14 protein-coding genes are annotated in these 19,393 nt (G+C 47.2%); 7 read left to right on the top strand and 7 right to left on the bottom strand.

The window, feature by feature from the left end; genetic code table 11:
- Positions 1 to 45: 45 nt before the first annotated feature.
- Entirely contained in the window at positions 46 to 1,500 is a 1,455-nt protein-coding gene (locus QUA07_RS03390; RefSeq protein WP_333322710.1) for a folate/biopterin family MFS transporter, read from the bottom strand.
- A gap of 148 nt (positions 1,501 to 1,648) precedes the next feature.
- On the opposite strand from QUA07_RS03390, the gene QUA07_RS03385 reads away from it, so the two are divergent.
- The 4 genes from QUA07_RS03385 to QUA07_RS03370 all read left to right on the top strand — a co-directional run bounded on the left by QUA07_RS03385 (position 1,649) and on the right by QUA07_RS03370 (position 7,015).
- Positions 1,649 to 2,128 carry a hypothetical protein gene (locus tag QUA07_RS03385; protein WP_333322709.1) on the top strand — a complete coding sequence of 160 codons (480 nt, stop codon included), beginning with the start codon at positions 1,649 to 1,651 and terminating at the stop codon, positions 2,126 to 2,128.
- Positions 2,129 to 2,173: 45 nt separating this feature from the next.
- Positions 2,174 to 2,635, top strand: a complete 462-nt coding sequence (locus QUA07_RS03380) for a cupin domain-containing protein (protein WP_333322708.1) — start codon at positions 2,174 to 2,176, stop codon at positions 2,633 to 2,635.
- 6 nt (positions 2,636 to 2,641) lie between these two features.
- Positions 2,642 to 3,307, top strand: a complete 666-nt coding sequence (locus QUA07_RS03375) for a class I SAM-dependent methyltransferase (RefSeq protein WP_333322707.1) — start codon at positions 2,642 to 2,644, stop codon at positions 3,305 to 3,307.
- Between the two features lie 351 nt (positions 3,308 to 3,658).
- Entirely contained in the window at positions 3,659 to 7,015 is a 3,357-nt protein-coding gene (locus tag QUA07_RS03370) for a Calx-beta domain-containing protein (RefSeq protein WP_333322706.1), read from the top strand.
- Positions 7,016 to 7,304: 289 nt separating this feature from the next.
- Here QUA07_RS03370 and QUA07_RS03365 read toward each other — a convergent pair whose 3' ends face one another.
- The 6 genes from QUA07_RS03365 to kdpA form a co-directional block, all read right to left on the bottom strand.
- Positions 7,305 to 8,543 carry a sodium:proton antiporter gene (locus tag QUA07_RS03365; RefSeq protein WP_333322705.1) on the bottom strand — a complete coding sequence of 413 codons (1,239 nt, stop codon included), beginning with the start codon at positions 8,541 to 8,543 and terminating at the stop codon, positions 7,305 to 7,307.
- Positions 8,544 to 8,718: 175 nt separating this feature from the next.
- Complete coding sequence (locus QUA07_RS03360; protein WP_333322704.1) at positions 8,719 to 9,861, bottom strand: universal stress protein; 1,143 nt, start codon at positions 9,859 to 9,861, stop codon at positions 8,719 to 8,721.
- Between the two features lie 174 nt (positions 9,862 to 10,035).
- Entirely contained in the window at positions 10,036 to 10,665 is a 630-nt protein-coding gene (gene kdpC, locus QUA07_RS03355) for a K(+)-transporting ATPase subunit C (protein ID WP_333322703.1), read from the bottom strand.
- 41 nt (positions 10,666 to 10,706) lie between these two features.
- The gene (gene kdpF, locus QUA07_RS03350; protein WP_333322702.1) at positions 10,707 to 10,976 is read right to left on the bottom strand and encodes a K(+)-transporting ATPase subunit F; all 270 of its coding nucleotides are present in this window, start codon (positions 10,974 to 10,976) and stop codon (positions 10,707 to 10,709) included.
- Between the two features lie 157 nt (positions 10,977 to 11,133).
- The gene (gene kdpB, locus QUA07_RS03345) at positions 11,134 to 13,227 is read right to left on the bottom strand and encodes a potassium-transporting ATPase subunit KdpB (protein WP_333322701.1); all 2,094 of its coding nucleotides are present in this window, start codon (positions 13,225 to 13,227) and stop codon (positions 11,134 to 11,136) included.
- Between the two features lie 69 nt (positions 13,228 to 13,296).
- A complete protein-coding gene (kdpA, locus tag QUA07_RS03340; RefSeq protein ID WP_333322700.1) occupies positions 13,297 to 15,057 on the bottom strand; it encodes a potassium-transporting ATPase subunit KdpA in 1,761 nt (586 codons plus the stop codon).
- Positions 15,058 to 15,491: 434 nt separating this feature from the next.
- Between kdpA and QUA07_RS03335 the strand changes: the two genes are divergently transcribed.
- From QUA07_RS03335 to QUA07_RS03325, 3 genes are all read left to right on the top strand, one after another.
- On the top strand, positions 15,492 to 16,592 hold the full coding sequence (locus QUA07_RS03335) for a HAMP domain-containing sensor histidine kinase (protein WP_333322699.1): 1,101 nt from the start codon (positions 15,492 to 15,494) through the stop codon (positions 16,590 to 16,592).
- Positions 16,589 to 17,281: a response regulator transcription factor gene (locus tag QUA07_RS03330; RefSeq protein ID WP_333322695.1), complete on the top strand. Its 693-nt coding sequence runs from the start codon at positions 16,589 to 16,591 to the stop codon at positions 17,279 to 17,281. Before QUA07_RS03335 ends, QUA07_RS03330 begins: the two co-directional genes overlap by 4 nt.
- 205 nt (positions 17,282 to 17,486) lie before the next feature.
- On the top strand, positions 17,487 to 19,393 hold a 1,907-nt coding region (locus tag QUA07_RS03325; RefSeq protein WP_333322692.1), incomplete at its 3' end, for a DUF4347 domain-containing protein.

Genomic DNA, 19,393 nt, shown 5'->3' with positions numbered 1-19,393 from the left:
TAAATTCATCCGTGTATCCGTGTCAAAATCCGTGTGTGCCTGCCTTTATTTGCTGTCTGCGGTGCGGCTTTGTGACCTTACTGTCGGTACTAAGTCGGGAAAGTATTCGGGCATGAAATGCTGTCCGCCTGGTTTGGAACTGCCGATTTCTGGTTCTAATACGGGAAGAGACTTTTGAGAATTTGGATCGGCGCTTTCTGTACTATCGGCGGGCAGCCAATTTAAGAAGGGTAGGGGCAGAAGTGTGGAGAGGTTTGTGATAACAATTAGCAGCCAGAGGTTATCGAAATTGCGATCGGTAATTCCTAGCAAGTGGGTCAAAAGTGCGCCGCCTTCGTGGGAAATAAGTCCTGCTAAGTTGGTGACTGACATCAATACGGCAAATAAAGTTGCTTCCACGCCTGGGGGACACAATCTGGCGGAGAGTACGAGCACCGGCATATAAGCAATTTGTCCGATTACTGTCAGGATCAGGCTGTCTCCGATGCTGAACCATTGATCGTCAATTCCTAAAGCTCTGTTGGCATGAGTTACTAATAATAAAGTAGTCATGCCCAAAGTAGCCGCAAGGACGGTTGACCAGCCAAAAATTACTCGAAATGGAACTGTTTTGAGGAAGCGTTGAAACAGCCAGATGCCGGCGAGGGCGGCAATGCTGGTAACGAGGCGCACTCGGCCCAGAAATTCTGGTTGAAAGCCTAATTCGTTGGTGGTGAAAAAGAAGAAGGCGGAGTCTGAGCTTGGGGTGGCTTGCCAGAGGAAGAGAAAGGCGGTGGGCAGCCAAATTGTTTTTTGGGTAACAGCTTGCCGCAGTTGTTTGAATTGGTCTTTGACTGTTTCAAAGTCGGTTCTTTTGTCGGTTTTTTCTTCGGCAATTAACCAAGCTGTTGCTGATACAATTAGCGGGAAAGATGCGGTGATTAAAAAGATAGTATGAGTGCTGAAGTGTTGCAGCAGGGAACCGCTGAGGTAGGCGGTAATTAGTCCGCCGAGGGCTGCAGCGCCCCAAGACAAGGATTGCAGGGAACCGGCGTCGGTAACGGATTCTTTTCTGGCCCTTTCGACTACCAGGGAGTCGGCGATTACGTCACTGACGGCGAGGGAGAGGGAACTCAGGGCGATCGCGCCTGTAGCTGCAAGCGGTGTGTGTACAATTGTTGCGAGGCTCACCCATGCTAAGGTTCCCAGCAGCCCGGAGAGGACGATGTAAGGGCGTCTGCGGTAGCCGAATATCGGTAAGCCGTCCGACATGAAGCCGAACACGGGTTTGATAATCCAAGGCAGGGCTACGACGCCCAGCATTGCCGAAACTTCTGCCGGACTCATACCTAGTTCGTCTTTGAGAAAGAAGCTGACGGCTAAGCGGGCTAGTCCGAGAATGCCTTGGACGAAGTAAATCAGTAAGATGGCTATGAGTTCGGGGGTTGGCTCATTCCCAAAGAATACTTTTTCTTTTAAAGATTCTTTGAGTTTGCTGACGCCGGAGGAGGAAACGAGCATTTTAGCAATATTTCTTAATGAATCTCAATATTTATAACACATTCTTAATGGCTTGCGGGAACTGTCGGAGGTGGGATGCGGAAGTGACGGGGAAGTGGCAGGTAATATAAAATTATGATGAGCTCGAATTAAAGGATTTTTGGTAGCAATGAAAGCAGAGATTAGAATTGTCTTTCTCGCAGCGACTTGGATTTTAGGAATGGGGGCTAATTTAGCCTCAGCAATACCCGTTGCTAACAAGCAAGGTGATTATCCGGTGCCACCTGCGAGACAGCGGGGCAACAGGCAGGTAAATTGGTTGGTTGTTGACTCTGATTCTAAAGGGTTAAATTGCCGGATGGCTCAGAGATTTCGATCGATTTCTGTAGACGGTTTGGATGCGCCTGCTGAGTTGTTTGAAAGAAATAAACATAATGTTTCGCAGTGGCCTGTGGTGACTGTTTTTCGGCGGGGACAGCGCTTGGAAGCGGTGACGGGAAATAATGCTAATCAAATTATGATTTCTGACTCTCAGGGCAAACCTTGGCTGCCGATTTCTACTGATAAGGGTAATTGTTTTGTGCGGGCTAACAGCCGTTTTATTAAACCGATTCGGGAAAATCCTACTACTTTGAAACCGTTAGAATAGCTAATTTTTTTTATAAAAGTGGGCAATTGGTGAAAGGAATGTTTTATGATTATCGATCCTAAAAATGTGCCACAAATTACGGGTTCCAAGTACCCTCAGCAATTCCAATCTGCTGTTGCGGGGAGAGTTAAAAAACGATTGGGCGATGCTGCCGGGTTGCAGAATTTTGGGGTGAATTTGGTGAGACTTGCGCCGGGAAGTTGTTCTGCTCTCAGGCATTGGCACACTCGTCAAGATGAGTTAATCTATGTTCTGGAAGGGGAAGTTACTCTGATTGCAAATTCGGGAGAGCAAGTGCTGAAACCGGGTATGGCGGCGGGTTTTCCGGCGGGTGATGCAGACGGGCATCATTTAGTCAACCGCAGCAATGCAGATGTTGTTTATCTGGAAATTGGCGATCGCACTCCGGGAGATAGTGCCGAATATCCCGATGATGATTTAATTGCCAAAGCTAGCGATAATGGTTGGATTTTTACTCGTAAAAATGGCGAGATTTATGAGGATTAAAAATTTATGAGTCAAGTGAATCTTTGGACTTCTGCGGAACACGCTTTGTGGTATCTTGCTAAAGCTGATGGAATTCCTCACCGCACTGAAGGTGAAGCGATTTTGTTGGAGGAAGTGCCGAAAAATGTGAAGCGAATTCTGGATGTGGGCACGGGAGACGGGCGGTTGCTGGGTCTGCTTAAGTGCGATCGACCAAATGTTGAATGTGTGGCGATCGACTTTTCGCCGACAATGCTGGAAAAAGCCAGAATTCGCTTTGCTGATGACCCGAATGTCACGATTATCGAGCACAATTTTGACGAATCGCTGCCGGATTTGGGCAAGTTTGATGCGGTGGTTTCTAGTTTTGCGATTCATCATGTAGCAGACGATCGCAAACGTTCGCTTTACACCGAGATTTTCGAGCTTTTGGAGCCCGGAGGCATTTTTTGCAATTTGGAACACGTAGCGTCAGCAACTCCCGCTTTGCATGATAAATTTCGAGAGGCAATTGGTATTAGCGATTCGCCAGATGATCCGTCTAATCAATTGCTTGATGTAGAAACGCAATTGCGCTGGTTTAGAGAAATTGGTTTTACCGATGCAGATTGTTATTGGAAGTGGCGGGAACTCGCTTTATTAGTTGGGGTGAAACCAGTCACCCCTGTCAACGTGGTGCAGAAGGCTCCCTAATGCTTGAAATTTCGTTGCAGCCGCAAACTCGCTTTGATTTTTTTCAATCGCGCGAGACAATAAACTTTGTTTATTATTGATCTGCAACCGATAGGATGACGTAAAGTTGATCGATCGCACCAGCTACACGGGCTGGGTGAAACCAGTTTCATAGCTAAACAAAACATTAGTAGATTGCAAAGCCTACGCACTTCCTTTAGCCAGCCCAACAGTGGAACTTAATAAAGTTGGTAGCGTCATAGATTCTAATTTGCAATATCGCACTACGCGCGATGGAAATCGCGATCGCTTCCGCTAACCCGCGAGATCCGCGCTAGAGCAACTCCGCTCAGTTAGCATCTATCAAAAAAAATGGCTACACTCGAAGGTACCCCCAACAACGATGTTTTAATTGGCTTTCCTGGAAGTAACTCCCTCTCCGGCAAACAAGGCGATGATACGCTGTTTGGCGCAGAAGGGGACGATCAAATCTTTGGCAACCAAGGTAATGACTACATCTTGGGCAACCAAGCCAATGATACCCTCTACGGCGGCAAAGACAGTGACAAGGTTCAAGGCGACGCAAACGAGGATTGGGTGTTTGGCGATAACGGTAATGATACCCTCGAAGGAGGGCAGGGCAACGATTTTGTGCGCGGCGGCAAAGAAAATGATTTGCTATCTGGAAATGAAGGCAATGATGTCCTATTTGGAGATAGCGGTGCCGATACCTTAAGGGGTGACGAGGGTGACGACATTTTTGTCATCGGGCGAGTACAAAATAATTCAGTTAATACCGGCAGTTCTACTCTTGCCAATGCTGACTTGATTGCCGACTTTAGCCTGGGTACAGACTTAATAGGACTCGATGGAGGCTTGGAATTTCAAGACTTGAATATCTCTCAAGGAACAGGCGATTTTGCCAGAGATACGATCGTTCGAGATAACGTGACAGGCGAATATCTCGCTATTTTAAAAGGTATTAACAGCAGCAGTATCCGAGCCGCCAATTTCACCACCTCACTCACTCCACTTACCTCAAACTCAACCCCCAGTATCTTAGAATTCAGCACCTCTAGCTACAGTGCCGACGAGGGCAAGAGTGGCACTTCCGAAATAGTCGCCACACTTCAACGCACTGGCAGCACCGAGGGGGCAGTCAGCGTTCAAGTGGAACTAGATACAACTTCCACAGCTACTGTTACCGAAGACTACATTAACAATCTGCCAGTTACTATCAACTTTGCCAGTGGCGAAGAATCCAAAACAGTATCAATTCCTCTTGTGGGAGATACGATTGTCGAACCAGACGAACAGATTAAAGTGAAATTGGTTAATCCTGTAGGTAGGGTAACTTTAGGAAGTCAGCCAACTGCTACTTTAACTATTATTAACGATGACATATCAATCCCCAGTCTCTTAGCATTCAGCACCTCTAGCTACAGTGCTAACGAGGGCAACAGTGGCAGTCCCAATCAAGTTGTCGCCACAGTTCAACGCACGGGCAGCCGTGAGGGGGCAGTCAGCCTCCAAGTGGAACTAGATACAACTTCCACAGCTACTGTTACCGAAGACTACATTAACAATCTGCCAGTTACTATCAACTTTGCCAGTGGCGAAGAATCCAAAACAGTATCAATTCCTCTTGTGGGAGATACGATTGTCGAACCAGACGAACAGATTAATTTGAAATTAGTTAATCCAGTAGGCAGGGGAATTTTAGGAAGTCAGCAAACTGCTAGCTTCACTATTATTAACGATGACATTTTGCCAACGGTCAGCATCGCTGCTATAGATGAGGCAGCATCAGAAACAGGCAACAATCCAGCCACTTTTCGCATCAGTCGCACGGGTGAGGGTGGCGGCAACTTAACAGTCAACCTAGCAATAGACGGTAGTAGCAACAATCCAACTAAACCTAGCGACTACACCCTCAGCGGTGGTGGCTTTTCTGTCAACAGTTCAAATGTCACTGTCACCATCCCTGAGGGACAAAATTTTGTAGATGTGAGCCTCACGGCTGTCGATGATATCCATGCTGAGGCACAGGAGACGCTGAAGCTGAAACTAGCAGATGGGAATTACCAAGTTGATGCTAACCAAAACAATACTACTGTCGCGATCGCAGCCAATGATACTGTAGTTGTCAATAGCAATGACAGCCTGATAGACTACAGTCTGGCAGAAGGTTCGTTTCGACAAGCACTGCTGAATGCTAACGCTTTTACTGGGAATGATACTATTACTTTCAATCTGCCAGCCGGGCCACAGACAATCAATCTCACAGGAGTATTACCTGAGATTAGTGGCGATGTCACTATTACTAATAACACTGGTTCTAGCAACTTGACAGTACGGCTGGATACGGGCGGAATTTACCGGATTTTCAAGGTAAACAGTGGAGTCAGTGCGACTTTTGATGGATTAACCATCGCCAATGGTTATACAAGAGACGGCGCCGGCATCTATAACGACGGTGGCACAGTCAATGTGACCAACAGCACTCTCTCTAACAACACTGTGACAGGTGACACTGTGACAGGTGGCAGGGGTGGTGGCATCTACAACAATGGCGGCACAGTAAATGCGACCAACAGCACTTTCTCTAACAACCGTTTGAGCAATTTCTTTAACCCCAATTTGAATCCCATCCCCAGTGGTGGTGGCATCCACAATGAGGGTGGCACAGTAAATTTGACTAACAGCATTTTCTCAGGCAACAGTGGCTTCGCACCAAGCAGAGGCGGTGCCATCTCAAACAATAGCGGCACAGTAAACGTGACGAACGGCACTTTCTCAGGCAACCGCGCTACCAATGGCGGTGGCATCTCTAACAATGGCCCAGGCACAGTCAAAGTAGCAAACAGCACTTTCTCTGGCAACGTTGGAGTGCGTTTTACCCTAGGGGTTCCGGCAGGAGTAAATGGTGCTGCCATCTCTAACCAAGGCGGTACTGTGGAGGTGACAAGCAGCACTCTTTCTGGCAACGATGCGGGCGGTGGCAGTGGTGGCGGCATTTATAACCGTGAGGGTGGCACAGTCAAAGTCACGAACAGCACTCTTTCTGGTAACACTGTCGGTAGTTTTTTTGAGAGTGGTTTGTTTGGTGGTGGCATTTATAACGATAACGGCACAGTAGAGGTGACGAACAGCACTCTCTCTGGAAACACAGCAACCAACGCAGGTAGCAGGGGTGCTGGCATCTATAACAAAGCTGGCACGGTAACGCTGACAAACAGCACTCTCTCCGGCAACAAAGCAAACCCCTCCAACAGTGTGCCATCATTTCCCTCGTTGTCTTCCCCTGCAAGTGGCGGTGGTATATGGAACGGCGGCACGGTGAATGTCAAAAATACTATCATCGCTCTCAACAGTGCCACCACTGACCCTGACGTTTTCGGCAGCTTCGCCAGCGGTGGCTACAACTTAATTGGCGACGGTACTGGCAGCACGGGTTTTACTGCTGTTGGCGATCAAGTTGGCACTGCTGCTGCACCTATTGACCCCCTACTAAACCCCCTGGCAGATAACGGCGGTTCGACTCAGACTTTGGCACTGCAACCGGCTAGTCCCGCTATTAATGGTGGCGACCCAGCTTTTGTTTTAACGTCTGGACCTTTTATCGGTCCTCCCTTCTACGACCAGCGGGGTATCTCTCCTTTTAATCGCGTTAGCGGGGGAATTATTGACATCGGCGCTTTCGAGTTCGAGTCTCCTCTTGTCCCTTAACACCTGTAAGATGCGTTGCAATGCCTTTGCTTTCAACTTAAGAGTGAGGGAATAACTCACGCACAGAAAGCAACGGTGTGCGCTTTGGGGGCGATCTAGAATTAAGATTTAGTAGGGTGCGTGACTCTCAATCATCTCACTGGTAAGTGAAGAACTCAAAGTCACACACCTTACTCAATTAGTCCTGGACGCAGAAACCAGTTTTTTTTAGGAAGAGACTGCATGGTTAATCTTTAATAGAAGCGAAAAACCCTGTTTTTAAAGGTATTTATGCGTCTAGGACTATGAATTAAATTAAATCCGGGACTTTAGGTTTGATTTGGCGCTCGTACCAGTTCATTAACGGGGTGGAAGTAATGCCGTGCAAAACCACAGAAATTATGATTGTTGTAAAGGTAATCCAGGCAATTTTTTCGGCGGTTTCGCCTTTTAAACCGTTACCAAAAGCATAGGTAAGATAATAGATAGAACCGACACCACGGATACCGAACCACCCGCAGAGCCAGCGGCTGGCGGGGTGCAAAGGACTGCCGATCGTACTAATCCAAGCTCCCACAGGCCGGATTATAAAAATCAACAATCCAGCTACTAGGAGGGCGTAGCCTCCATATGCCAACATAGGCTCTAAGCGCAAAAGTGAACCTAATAGTAAAATAGTTCCTACTTCCATTAACTTTTCTATACGCTCGGTAAAGTGCAGTTGGGAAAGCGGCTTTTCTGGGTTGCGGTAACTCCGCTGCACGACAATTCCTGCTACAAAAACGGCGAGAAATCCGTAGCCGTTGACTACTTCTGTGAGGGAATAGGTAAGCAGAATTGTGCTGAGGGCAATGAAATCTTCCATTAATTGATCGGCCGGTCTATAGTGTTGGAGTTGCCGATCGATCCAGGTGACGGCTTTAGCTACTAAAATACCCATAACGATACCTGCGGCGATCGCCCAAATCAAGTCAACTGCTACCCACTGCGCAAACCAGTTCGACCAGTTGTTATCTTTTAGCGAATAAATGCCGAAATAAACAAAGGGAAAAGCTAAAGCATCGTTCAAACCGCCTTCCGATGTTAAACCAAAGCGCAATTCATCGCGATCGTCTAGATGAGCTAACTGAACTTCTGAGGCCAAAACTGGATCGGTGGGAGCGAGAATTGCTCCCAGTAAAATCGCCGGGCCCCAATCTAATTTTACAAACCAATGACCGATAGCGGCCACTGCAAAAATAGAAATCGGCATTAAAAAACCGATCAGCCGCACTGTGGAATTCCAAGCCCAAAATTGCAGCGGGCGATTCATTTTTAAGCCGCAACTGAACAGAGAAACAATAACTACAAATTCTGTAAGCCTTTCTAAAAATTCAGCTTCGGGACGCAAGTCAATCAGCTTGACGCCGTAGGGTCCCAATCCGATACCGACAATTAGATAAATTAAGGCATAAGATACAGGCAATCGCGAAATCCAGCCGGAACCCAAGGTAACGGTAAGCAGGAGGATGCCAATAACTAGCAAGTTGAGAATGTAATCATCCACCATAGCGATTGCATTTTTAATCAGGTTACTAAGTGCGATTCTGGCACGTAAAATCTTCGGGTGCATCCACCGCCCGCTAGATTCAGCTATCCTCCGAAAGTTGCAGTTTTTATGCTAAATGACTAACAACTCACAACTCACAACTACTGACTACTGACTGCTGACTAATAACTAATGACTACTGACTTTTTTCGGTAGCGATGATGTGCAAATCTACGTGTTTGAGCGATCGCACTAACTGTTGAGTCAAAGAACCCCGCAGCAGCAAATGCCAGCGGGATTGCTGGCTTTCGCCGATCACAATTTGAGTAATGCGATACTGTTTAGCTACCTCCGAAATCACTTTGGCTATATTAGTCCCGTTTACCCGCAAAAATTGCCCCTTAAATTCTTGACATAGTTTCTCACAAGTTTCAACGTGCAAGCTTTCTGCTTTTGTTAAAAATCGGTCTGGATCGTTGACAAACACAGCATAAAATGGAGCATTCATGTAGCTAGCAATCCTCGCGCCCCGCCGCAGCAGTTGCAAGGAGTTCGGATAAGTTGAGATGCACACTAAAACTCGTTCGTGAATGTTGCAAGATTGACCTTTTAAAGTTGCAGCATCATCTTCCACATTGTCTGCGACTTCTCGCAGGGCGAGTTCTCGCAAAGCGATTAAATGACGGCGCTGGAAAAAGTTTTCTAAAGATTGTTCAATTTTTTCTGGAGCATAAATTTTGCCTTCTAGCAACCTTTCTTCTAAAGTTTCCGGCGTGACATCGACAACGACTATTTCGTCAGCATCTTCGAGGACGCGATCGGGCACTCGCTCTCGCACTACAACTCCGGTAATTCGAGCTACTAAATCGTTGAGACTTTCTATGTGCTGAATGTTGAGGGTGGAGAAAACATCAATTCCAGCCTTGAGAATTTGTTCGACATCTTGATATCGTTTTTCTCTCAGAGAACCCGGAATGTTTGTATGAGCCAGTTCGTCTATTAATGCTAATTGAGGACGGCGTTCGATGACAGCATCTGTATCCATTTCGGTGAGCATTTTTTCGCCGCGCCGCATTGTTTTTTTGGGTACTATCTCCAATCTTTCTGCTTTAGCTGCTGTCTCTTTCCGGCCGTGAGTTTCTAACAGTCCAATTACCACATCAATGCCTTCAGATTTGAGCCTGTGTCCTTCTTCCAGCATTCGGAAAGTTTTGCCGACACCGGGGGCCATGCCGATAAATATTTTGTGCTTTCCCCGGCGGGTAGTGCGATCGTAAGTGCGGTTCGGTTGGGCGTAAACCGCGTCTGGATTGTTGGTAAGTTCGCTAGAGTGAATCATAGCTGAGTAGTGAGTTGTGAGTTGTCAGTTGTCAGTTGTTAGTTGTCGGTTGACAGTTGTCGGTTGTCAGTTGTCAGTTGGCGGTTGTCAGTTGGTAGTTGGCGGTTGCTATAAATAACAAGTAACAAATGACTAATGACTAATGACTAAGGACTACTGACTATTGACTGTAAACTATTGTAAACGATCGAGAGCCAAATTCAGTTTCAGGACGTTAACTCCCGGTTCACCGAAAATGCCGAGAAATCTGCCATCTGTATTTTTGGCTACCAACATTTCTACTTGATTTAAATTCAGCGATCGTACTTTTGCTATCCGCTGAATTTGCGTGCGAGCTGCCTCTACACTAATGTGTGGATCGAGGCTAGAACCAGAGGTGTACACTAAATCAGCAGTTGGTTTGATACCAGCTTTGTTAAGGCGATCTAATTCAACTTTCACCCCTTTAAAACCATCTTTCTCATTGCCTCGCTTCAGCAAAACCGAGTTACTGGGGGCAAGGTTGCTAGCACCGGAAACGCCTGTTCTTTGACTAACATTTTCTCCCTTTGTCGGATCGTAATTTTCTGTCGCAAAGCTGCTGTAATTGGTGGTGCTGGGACGGCTCCAAAAATATCTTTCCGAGGAGAAAGGCTGACCGATTAAAGCAGAGCCAACTACAACTCCTTGGTTGGTAATTAAGCTGCCGTTTGCCTGGGAGTTGAAGGCCATTTGGCCGATTACTAGCAAGATTAAAGGGTAAATAAGGGCTGTAATTCCCCACAAAACCAGGGTAAGGCGAATGGCTCTAATTATTTCTCTCATAAATTACCTCGATCGGTTATTTGCTAAGGGTTAATTATTGACTAAAATCTTTCCGGCTGAAAGATGACTACGAACAAGTAAATAGAAAGGGCGATAATCACCAAACCTAGGAGACTTAAACCCCAGACAGCTTTTCGGGTCAAATCTTCACCCGCAGCAGCGTAGACAGCGGGGGCAACTATAGCATTGAAACACATTACTAGAAATAGCTGCACCGGGATTGGGTGGCGCTGCCAAAGCCTTTGTGTTAACTCAAGATTTTCTTGGAAATCTCTGGGAAAAACATCCTTTAGCAAATCATTTCGTTTCATAAATTCTCCTGATTTTGGGAATAAATATCGGTCTTTTTATTGGATGATTTTTTGGGTAAAATCGAGGCAGAGCCTCTGGATCTGCGTTGCCCGGCAGAGCCGGGGAACGAGATTAATCCGTGTATCCGTGTCAAAATCCTTGTCATGCTTTCCCGATCTATGCTAGCCCAACGGCGGTAATCAAAACATCAATAACTTTGATGGCGATAAACGGCGCGACTGCTCCGCCCAATCCGTAGATTAAAATATTCCGCTGCAACAGTTGATTTGCAGTCAAGGGTCTAAACTTTACACCAGTTAATGCTAGTGGAATCAAAGCGGGAATAATCAAAGCATTGTAAATTAATGCCGACAAAACTGCGGATTGACCGCTGGCTAAACCCATGACGTTTAAAGCCCCAACAGGGGAAAATATTGCCGGAATAATTGCAAAATATTTAGCGATATCGTTGGCTAGGGAAAATGTGGTCAGCGCGCCGCGAGTAATCAGCAATTGTTTGCCAATTGTAACTAAATCAATTAGTTTTGTGGGGTCTGAATCTAAGTCCACCATGTTCGCTGCTTCCTTCGCTGCTTGGGTTCCCGAATTCATCGCGAGTCCTACATTTGCCTGGGCTAGTGCGGGTGCGTCGTTGGTTCCGTCTCCTGTCATTGCTACTAATTTGCCTTCGGCTTGTTGCTTGCGAATTACGTCGATTTTGTCTTCGGGAGTGGCTTCGGCAATGAAGTCGTCAACGCCTGCTTCATCGGCAATTACTGATGCTGTAATTCGGTTATCTCCGGTGAGCATAATGGTGCGAATTCCCATTTTTCGCAGTTGGTCAAATCGATCGCGAATTCCCGGTTTGATGACATCTTTTAAATAGATAATGCCGTAGGTGTCGCTGCCTTGACAAACAGCTAAGGGTGTGCCTCCCAAGCGGGAAACTCGCTCGTAAGCTGCATCGAGATCCGGCCCGAAATTGCCGCCGCGCGATCGCACAAAACCCTTCACCGCATCAACCGCACCCTTGCGAAGCTCCGTCCCATCGGGCAAATCCGTGCCAGACATCCGCGTTTTTGCGGAAAAATCCAGCCCAGTGGCGTTAGCGCGATCGAAATCCACCTGTGCGCCCAAATTCTGAGCCAAACGGACGATCGACTTTCCCTCTGGAGTATCGTCAAACACGCTCCCATCCAAGGCTACCTGCGCCACTTCTTGCAGCGAGTGACCGTTAACCGGAATGAATTCTTCGGCTAAACGGTTCCCCAGCGTGATCGTCCCCGTTTTGTCCAAAATCAGCGTATTCACGTCGCCGCAAGCCTCCACAGCGCGTCCAGAGGTCGCTATCACGTTAAACTGAGCGACGCGATCCATGCCCGCAATGCCGATCGCGCTCAGCAAACCTCCAATGGTTGTTGGAATCAGCGCCACCAGCAGCGAAATCAGCGTCACCACGCCCACGGGAGTTTTCACATAATTTGCGATCGGCGGAATCGTCGAAACCACAATCAAAAACACCAGAGTCAGCACCGCCAGCAGAACCGTCAGCGCGATCTCGTTCGGCGTTTTAGAGCGTTCTGCGCCCTCTACCAGCGCGATCATCCTGTCCAAAAACCCCTTACCCGGATCTGCCATCACCCGCAGCGTCAGTTCGTCGGAAAGGATGCGCGTCCCGCCGGTAACGGAACTGGCGATGTCCGATCCGGGTTCCTTGAGCACCGGTGCGGATTCGCCAGTGATCGCAGATTCATCCACCGACGCGACACCTGCGATCACTTCGCCGTCGGCAGGAATGACATCGCCTGCGATCACTTTAATTTGGTCGCCGCGTCTCAGAGATGTCGAACTAACTTCTTGAATTGAACCGTCTGGTAGGAGTTTGCGGGCTGTTGTGTCGGCTTTGGTCGATCGCAGTGCATCTGCTTGCGCTTTCCCCCGCCCTTCTGCTATCGCTTCGGCAAAATTAGCAAATACCAAAGTAAAGAACAAAATAAACGTGACTAAACCGTTGAAAACTCTCTGATTTTCGCCGGGAACCGGGCCGAACAGCGTCGGGTCGATAGTTAATAATGCAGTCACAATTGTGCCAACCCACACCACAAACATCACCGGATTTTTCAGCATCACCCGTGGGTTTAGCTTGACAAAAGCTTGTTTAAAAGCTCTTTGATAAAGACCTTTTGTATTTGCTTTTGGCGTGTGCTTGCGAGACTCACGAGAGCCTCTAGCAGGTTTTTTTGGGGGATCAGGGGTATGGGAAGAAGTCATATCGATTGGGGATTTTTAATGAACCACAGAGAACACAGAGAAAGAGAAGAGTGAGGTTGAGAATTTTGGCTACTGAGGTGGAGGAGTTGGTGTTGCTAAGGGTGTTGTGGGTGCAGTTATCGGTGTCGGTTCAAATTTGCCGCTGCTAATTTCATATCCTTCGGCAATTGGCCCTAAAGCTAGAACTGGGAAAAATGTCAGCGCGCCCAGAATTATAATTACTCCTGCGGTGACGCCGGTGAACAAAACTGAATCGGTTCTGAGAGTGCCCGTTGTTTCGGGAACCAGTTGTTTGTTCGTCATGCTGTCAGCTAAAAGCAGTAGGGCAATAATCGGAACGTAGCGCCCCAACAGCAGGCTAAAACAGGTGCTTAAATTCCACCAAAGTCCGGTAGCTGCGGGTTGAGAGTCGGCCAATCCTTCCAAGCCAGAACCGTTGTTGGCTGCAGCCGAAGCGTATTCGTACATCACCTGGGAAATGCCGTGAAATCCCGGATTGCTGATGCCGCTCAAACTGTCGGTAAATGCGAGGGAAATGGCACCAGGGATTAAAACTGCGATCGGGTGAATTAACAAAACTACGCTGGCTAAAACAATTTCTCGTTTTTCAATTTTGCGTCCCAAAAATTCTGGCGTTCTCCCCACCATCAATCCGGTGAGAAACACGCTCAAAATGGAGTAAATAAACAAGTAAGCAGTTCCCGTTCCTTGTCCGCCCCAAACGATTTGCAGAAACAAATTAAACAGAGTAGCAAAACCACCGGGAGGCATTAAAGAATCGTGCATCCCGTTGACAGCGCCGCACATTGTCCCTGTCGTAGTGACAGCCCACAGTGCAGTCTCTGCCCAGCCAAATCTAACTTCTTTGCCTTCTAAATTTGGTTGTTGTGTGCCCAGTAAATTATTAATTTCAGGGTTGCCGCTGTACTCGCCAAATGCTGCAATCCCAATCAAGATAACGTAGATGCCAAACACCATCCAAAAAATCAGCCATCCCTGCTTTTTGTTGTTGGCAAACCTCCCGTAGGTGTGAATCATAGCTGTTGGTATAGAAACCATTGCTAGTGTTTCCAGCAGGTTGGTAAAAGGGTTGGGATTTTCAAAAGGATGAGCCGAGTTAATGGCAAAAAATCCGCCGCCATTTTCTCCCAGTTGTTTGATGCTTTCAAAGTGAGCTACTGGGCCGCGAGCAATGATTTGCGTGCCGCCTTCTAATGTACGAGCTACCGCCGGCCCTGCTAGGGTTTCTGGCACTCCCGACATTAGCAAAAGTAAGGCACTTATTAAAGAAAGGGGTAGCAGGATTCGGGTGATTGATTGAATTAAATCGATGTAAAAGTTGCCCAATGGACGGCCGGTTAATCCCCGGATAAAAGCAATCCCTACTGCTAAACCTGTAGCGGCTGAGGTAAACATTAAAAAACCCAGAGTTAACTGGGATAAATAAGTGAATGTTGTCTCGCCGGAGTAATGCTGTTGGTCGGTATTGGTAAGGAATGAAATAGTTGTGTGCAGCGCAGTATCCCAGGTTGGGGCAGTTAAGCCGGTGGCATTTAAAGGCAGCACTCCTTGAAGCATGAAAATTAGGAAAACAAATATGCCCATTGCTGCATTGCTGTACAGTAGCGATCGCGCATATTGCCAACCTGTCATCGAATCTATAGACCGGATATTGCTGGATTTATAGATGAGTTGTTCTAGAGGTTTAATAGCCGGGTCTAAAATGGTTGGTTCTCCCATGTACACCCGCGCCAGGTAATTACCAAAAATAGGGGCGATCGCTACTACAATGATTAGCGTTAATGCGATTTGAATTAATCCTTCAAGCATAACTGAGCCAATACTTCCTTAAAAGTGCAATCTGCTTTTAAAAATCAATATACTTGCCATTAGGATTTTTGATAATCAGCCCGCAGGTATAAGTTGCCGTTTACCCGTTATGCTTAGCTGCTATATATTTTTACGGACAGACAAATGTTTAACTATTTAGCAGTATCTATGCTGGCAGATATAGATGTTCTCTAAACGCTTGTTTTTGCGTCAAAAGAGACAAATTTCGGGAGCATCTCATATTTGTAAAAACACTTCTTCTGGCTCCTAAATTCTGACTCTTCCCTCCTGCCTCGCAGCAAGAGAGCCTCAAAACTCCAATTTTTATCTTGCTGCTTTCATTGAGATGCTCCCCAAATTTCGGCGATGAAAAACCGCAGGAATAAGGCAGAGAGTAGAGTGTAAATATAAAATATAAAATGGATGGATAAAGGATGTTAAGCAGCTTATTGAAAATCACAGACAACCAGGCAATTCAAGAGAAGTATTTGCGGGGGATGTGGTCGATCGCAAGTTTATTTGCGATCGTTGTAGTGCTGGAATTTACTACGCCGTCGGAGTATCTGTTTGGGTATTTATACACAGGGCCGATTTTACTGGCAAATTCGCGCTTGAGTCGGTTGGGTAAGTTACAGATTACGCTGGTAGCAGTAGCTTTGACGCTGTTAAATTTGTGTGTTCCTCCTGGAGAAATGATCGCCCTAGCGACAGTTGCAAATAGATCGATCGCAGTCATGGCTTTAGGGGTGACGGGATATTTGAGCGATCGCAACCACCAGTACCAAGAAGCGATCGCGATCGCTAAAGCTGAGTTGCAGTCGCAGCAGCAGCTAGCAAGCATCCGAGAAGATTTTGTCTCTACTTTGAGTCACGACTTAAAAACGCCGATGCTAGGGGCGATCGAAACAATTAAAGCTTTTCAGTCAGCAAAATTTGGGAATGTCACCGCCAGTCAGCAAAAAGTTCTCGAAACAATGGCGCGATCGCACAAAATGTCTCTACAATTAGTAGAAACGCTGCTGGATGTTTACCGCAACGATGCCGAAGGTTTAAAACTGCAACTTGCGCCCGTAAATTTAGTTGCTTTGGCAGAAGAAGTAATTGCCACCCTGATAGATTTATCGGCAGCGCGCCGGGTTTACATTAATATGAGTTACGGAGAGTCAGATTTCCGCCGCTCTTTGTGGGTAAACGGCGATGCAGTGCAACTTCAGCGCGTTTTTGCTAATTTGTTAACAAACGGAATTAACCATTCTCCTCGCGGTGGTAAAGTAGAAGTGGTGATGGAATTTTATTCAAGTTATCAGGTGGTGAAAGTTATTGACAGCGGGTTAGGAATTACTGCAGAGGAACTGCCCCGCTTGTTTGAACGTTTTTATCAAGGAAACGGCGATCGGCAAGCCAAAGGATCGGGATTGGGCTTATACTTATCTCGCCAAATTATTGAGGCGCACGGCGGTATAATTTGGGCAGAAAATAAATTGCCACACGGCGCTTTGTTTGGATTCCGACTCCCTGCTATCCCAGAGAAATGAAACCAGCTTATCCATTGCGAATTCTCCTAGTTGAAGACGACGAACTGTTTCGGTTGGGGCTGCAAACGCGGTTGCAGCAAGAAATTTGCTTGCAAGTAATTGCCGAGGCAGAAGATGGCGAAACAGCAGTAGAACTGACTCAGGAACACTTGCCCGATGTAGTGGTTCTCGATGTCGGTTTGCCGGGAATTGGGGGTATTGAAGCGTGCCGCCAAATTAAACAGCGACATCCAGCAATTCCCGTTTTAATCTTAACTTCTCATTCGCAAAAATCCTTAATTGAAAGATTGATTGGTGCGGGTGCTCAGGGCTATTGTCTCAAAGGAATTGCGGCGGAAACTTTGGTGTTGGCAATTCGATCGGTGGCGGCGGGCGCTTCGTGGTGGGATCAGGCCGCGACTGCGGAAATTCGGGCGGTTTTTGCTAATCCCGAACCTGTGAAAAATGGGTTAAAATCGGAACTTTTAGAGAATCCGCTGACGAAGCGAGAACAGGAAATATTAGCTTTAGTTGCGGCGGGAAAAAGCAATCAGGAAATTGCACAAATATTGTGCATTGCTCCGGGGACGGTGCGAGTTCACGTGCACGCGATTTTGCAAAAGTTAGAAGTGCGCGATCGCACTCAAGCAGCAGTGCTCGCTATTCAGAAAGGATTGGTTGCTGAAGAACTTTTGGCGATCGAACCCTAAAAGGTCAACTTTTGTACTGGGATTGTCGGTTTTTGAAATAATTAATTATTTGCTAAACGCGCCTCTACAAGATGAATCTGTAGCAGCTTCACGGAAAGTTAATATCAGTCTTGATTGTTAATTTTACTCATGACATTTAATGTGTGAATTTGCTAAGCTCGACACATCTTAATTTTCCTACGGTCATCTAACCAGAGGTGTAATTGTGCAAAATTTTACCAGTTCAGTTTTTAGTTCGATCGCCTTTCTCGATTCTGCTGTTCCAGATGCCCAAACTCTCCGCAACGGCATCGCAGCGGGGACAGAATTAATTATCCTTGATGCGGTCCGGGATGGAGTAGCACAAATTACTGAAGCGCTAGCGAGTCGCAGCAATATAAAAAGTATTCATATCATCTCCCACGGTCGCCCCGCGAGTTTGCTGCTAGGCGCGATCGATCTAAACTTGACAAATTTAAAAACTTATGCTAACCAATTGCAGCGTTGGTCGCGATCGCTGGCAGACAGTGGAGAGATTTTGTTGTACGGGTGCGATGTAGCGGCGGGCGAAAAGGGCGCTAACTTTGTGCAGCAACTGAGTCAGCTAACTAACGCAAAAATTGCTGCTTCTAGATCGCCGATCGGCAGTTCAGCTATAGGCGGAGATTGGGAATTAGATTATACAACGGGAGCGGTGTCATCTGGGTTGGCGATCGACCCAGCAACAAGAGCCACCTATCAATTTGCCTTCGGCCGTACCCTCTACGACGGCACAAACTATTCACCACTACCACCAACATCAGCAACCACACCAGGCATCGGGACAGCAGCCGGTACTCAATTAGCTTACGGGCAGATACCTCTACCTGCCCCAGTGGGTACTGCTCCCCTTGCCACTGGTGCGTTCTCGCCCAACACGGGCATTGATACTGCTAGCGTTACCGCCGCCAATAACACTACAGGCTATGCGGGCTACACCAACTACAGATACACTCCTACTCCTGCGCCAGGAACATTTACTCCAGTCAACGCAACTTTCCCGGCCCTCAACCTTACTAACGGCTATAGCGTCTCTTTCAACGTTGCAATTACCGCGGAAAACAGTGGTAGTGACGATCGAGCAGGTTTCAGCATCATCGCTATTAGCAGCGACGCTCCAAAAGGCATTGAACTCGGTTTCACCAACGGCAATCTCGGCCCTAACGGAGGCATTTTTGCCCAGCAAGATAATCCCCTGTTCACTCGCGGGGAAAATGCAGCTTTTAACATCAGCAATGCTACCGACTACAAACTGGTGGTTCAAGGCACGAGTTACAGCCTGTTTGCTGGCGGCACAGCATTGTTGACAAATCAGTCGCTGCGGAACTACGGAGCATTTAATCCAGCAACCAGCCAGCCTGCTTTACCCTTCAATCCCTACACCCAGTCAAGCTTTTTATTTTTCGGCGACGCCACGGATCAAGCAAGTGCCACTTTTACTCTCGGCCCCATCTCGGTTAATAATTTCCCGGTAGCCGTCAATGACAGCTACAGCGTCGTGCACGACAAAGTGCTCAGCCAATTTCCGGGAGTCTTAAGCAACGACACCGACGCCAACAGCGACCCGCTGAGTGCGACTTTAGTCACAGGCCCAACCAAAGGTACGATCATATTTAACCCCCTCGGCGACTTCACTTACACTCCTAACCCTGGCTTTGTCGGTACTGATAGCTTCACCTACACCGTTAGCGATGGGACTGATACTAGAACTGTCCCCGCCACGGTGAACATCAACGTTACCAATAATCAGCCCACAGCAAATCCCGACACCTACACGGTTCTGCACGATAAAGTTCTCAGCCAATTTCCGGGAGTCTTAAGCAACGACACCGACAGCGACTTAGATATGCTGAGTGCGACTTTAGTTACAAGCCCGACCAACGGTACGATCATGTTCTATCCCAAGGGCGAGTTCTTTTATACTCCTAATCCAGGCTTTGTAGGCACTGATACCTTCACATACAACGTTAGCGACGGGGCTGCGACTGTCCCCGCCACGGTGAACATCAACGTTACTAATAATCAGCCCACAGCAAATCCCGACACCTACACGGTTCTGCACGATAAAGTTCTCAGCCAATTTCCGGGAGTCTT

It is taken from the genome of Microcoleus sp. T3_A4, from assembly GCF_036700465.1.
Lineage (GTDB): Bacteria > Cyanobacteriota > Cyanobacteriia > Cyanobacteriales > Microcoleaceae > Microcoleus.
Note: the sequence above shows the minus strand (reverse complement) of the source record. Positions and strands in the feature narration are given on the sequence as shown.

Coding starts and splice junctions, on each gene's coding strand:
- QUA07_RS03390 (WP_333322710.1), bottom strand. CDS start 1,500: ATGCTCGTTTCCTCCTCCGGCGTCAGCAAACTCAAAGAATCTTTAAAA.
- QUA07_RS03385 (WP_333322709.1), top strand. CDS start 1,649: ATGAAAGCAGAGATTAGAATTGTCTTTCTCGCAGCGACTTGGATTTTA.
- QUA07_RS03380 (WP_333322708.1), top strand. CDS start 2,174: ATGATTATCGATCCTAAAAATGTGCCACAAATTACGGGTTCCAAGTAC.
- QUA07_RS03375 (WP_333322707.1), top strand. CDS start 2,642: ATGAGTCAAGTGAATCTTTGGACTTCTGCGGAACACGCTTTGTGGTAT.
- QUA07_RS03370 (WP_333322706.1), top strand. CDS start 3,659: ATGGCTACACTCGAAGGTACCCCCAACAACGATGTTTTAATTGGCTTT.
- QUA07_RS03365 (WP_333322705.1), bottom strand. CDS start 8,543: ATGGTGGATGATTACATTCTCAACTTGCTAGTTATTGGCATCCTCCTG.
- QUA07_RS03360 (WP_333322704.1), bottom strand. CDS start 9,861: ATGATTCACTCTAGCGAACTTACCAACAATCCAGACGCGGTTTACGCC.
- kdpC (WP_333322703.1), bottom strand. CDS start 10,665: ATGAGAGAAATAATTAGAGCCATTCGCCTTACCCTGGTTTTGTGGGGA.
- kdpF (WP_333322702.1), bottom strand. CDS start 10,976: ATGAAACGAAATGATTTGCTAAAGGATGTTTTTCCCAGAGATTTCCAA.
- kdpB (WP_333322701.1), bottom strand. CDS start 13,227: ATGACTTCTTCCCATACCCCTGATCCCCCAAAAAAACCTGCTAGAGGC.
- kdpA (WP_333322700.1), bottom strand. CDS start 15,057: ATGCTTGAAGGATTAATTCAAATCGCATTAACGCTAATCATTGTAGTA.
- QUA07_RS03335 (WP_333322699.1), top strand. CDS start 15,492: ATGTTAAGCAGCTTATTGAAAATCACAGACAACCAGGCAATTCAAGAG.
- QUA07_RS03330 (WP_333322695.1), top strand. CDS start 16,589: ATGAAACCAGCTTATCCATTGCGAATTCTCCTAGTTGAAGACGACGAA.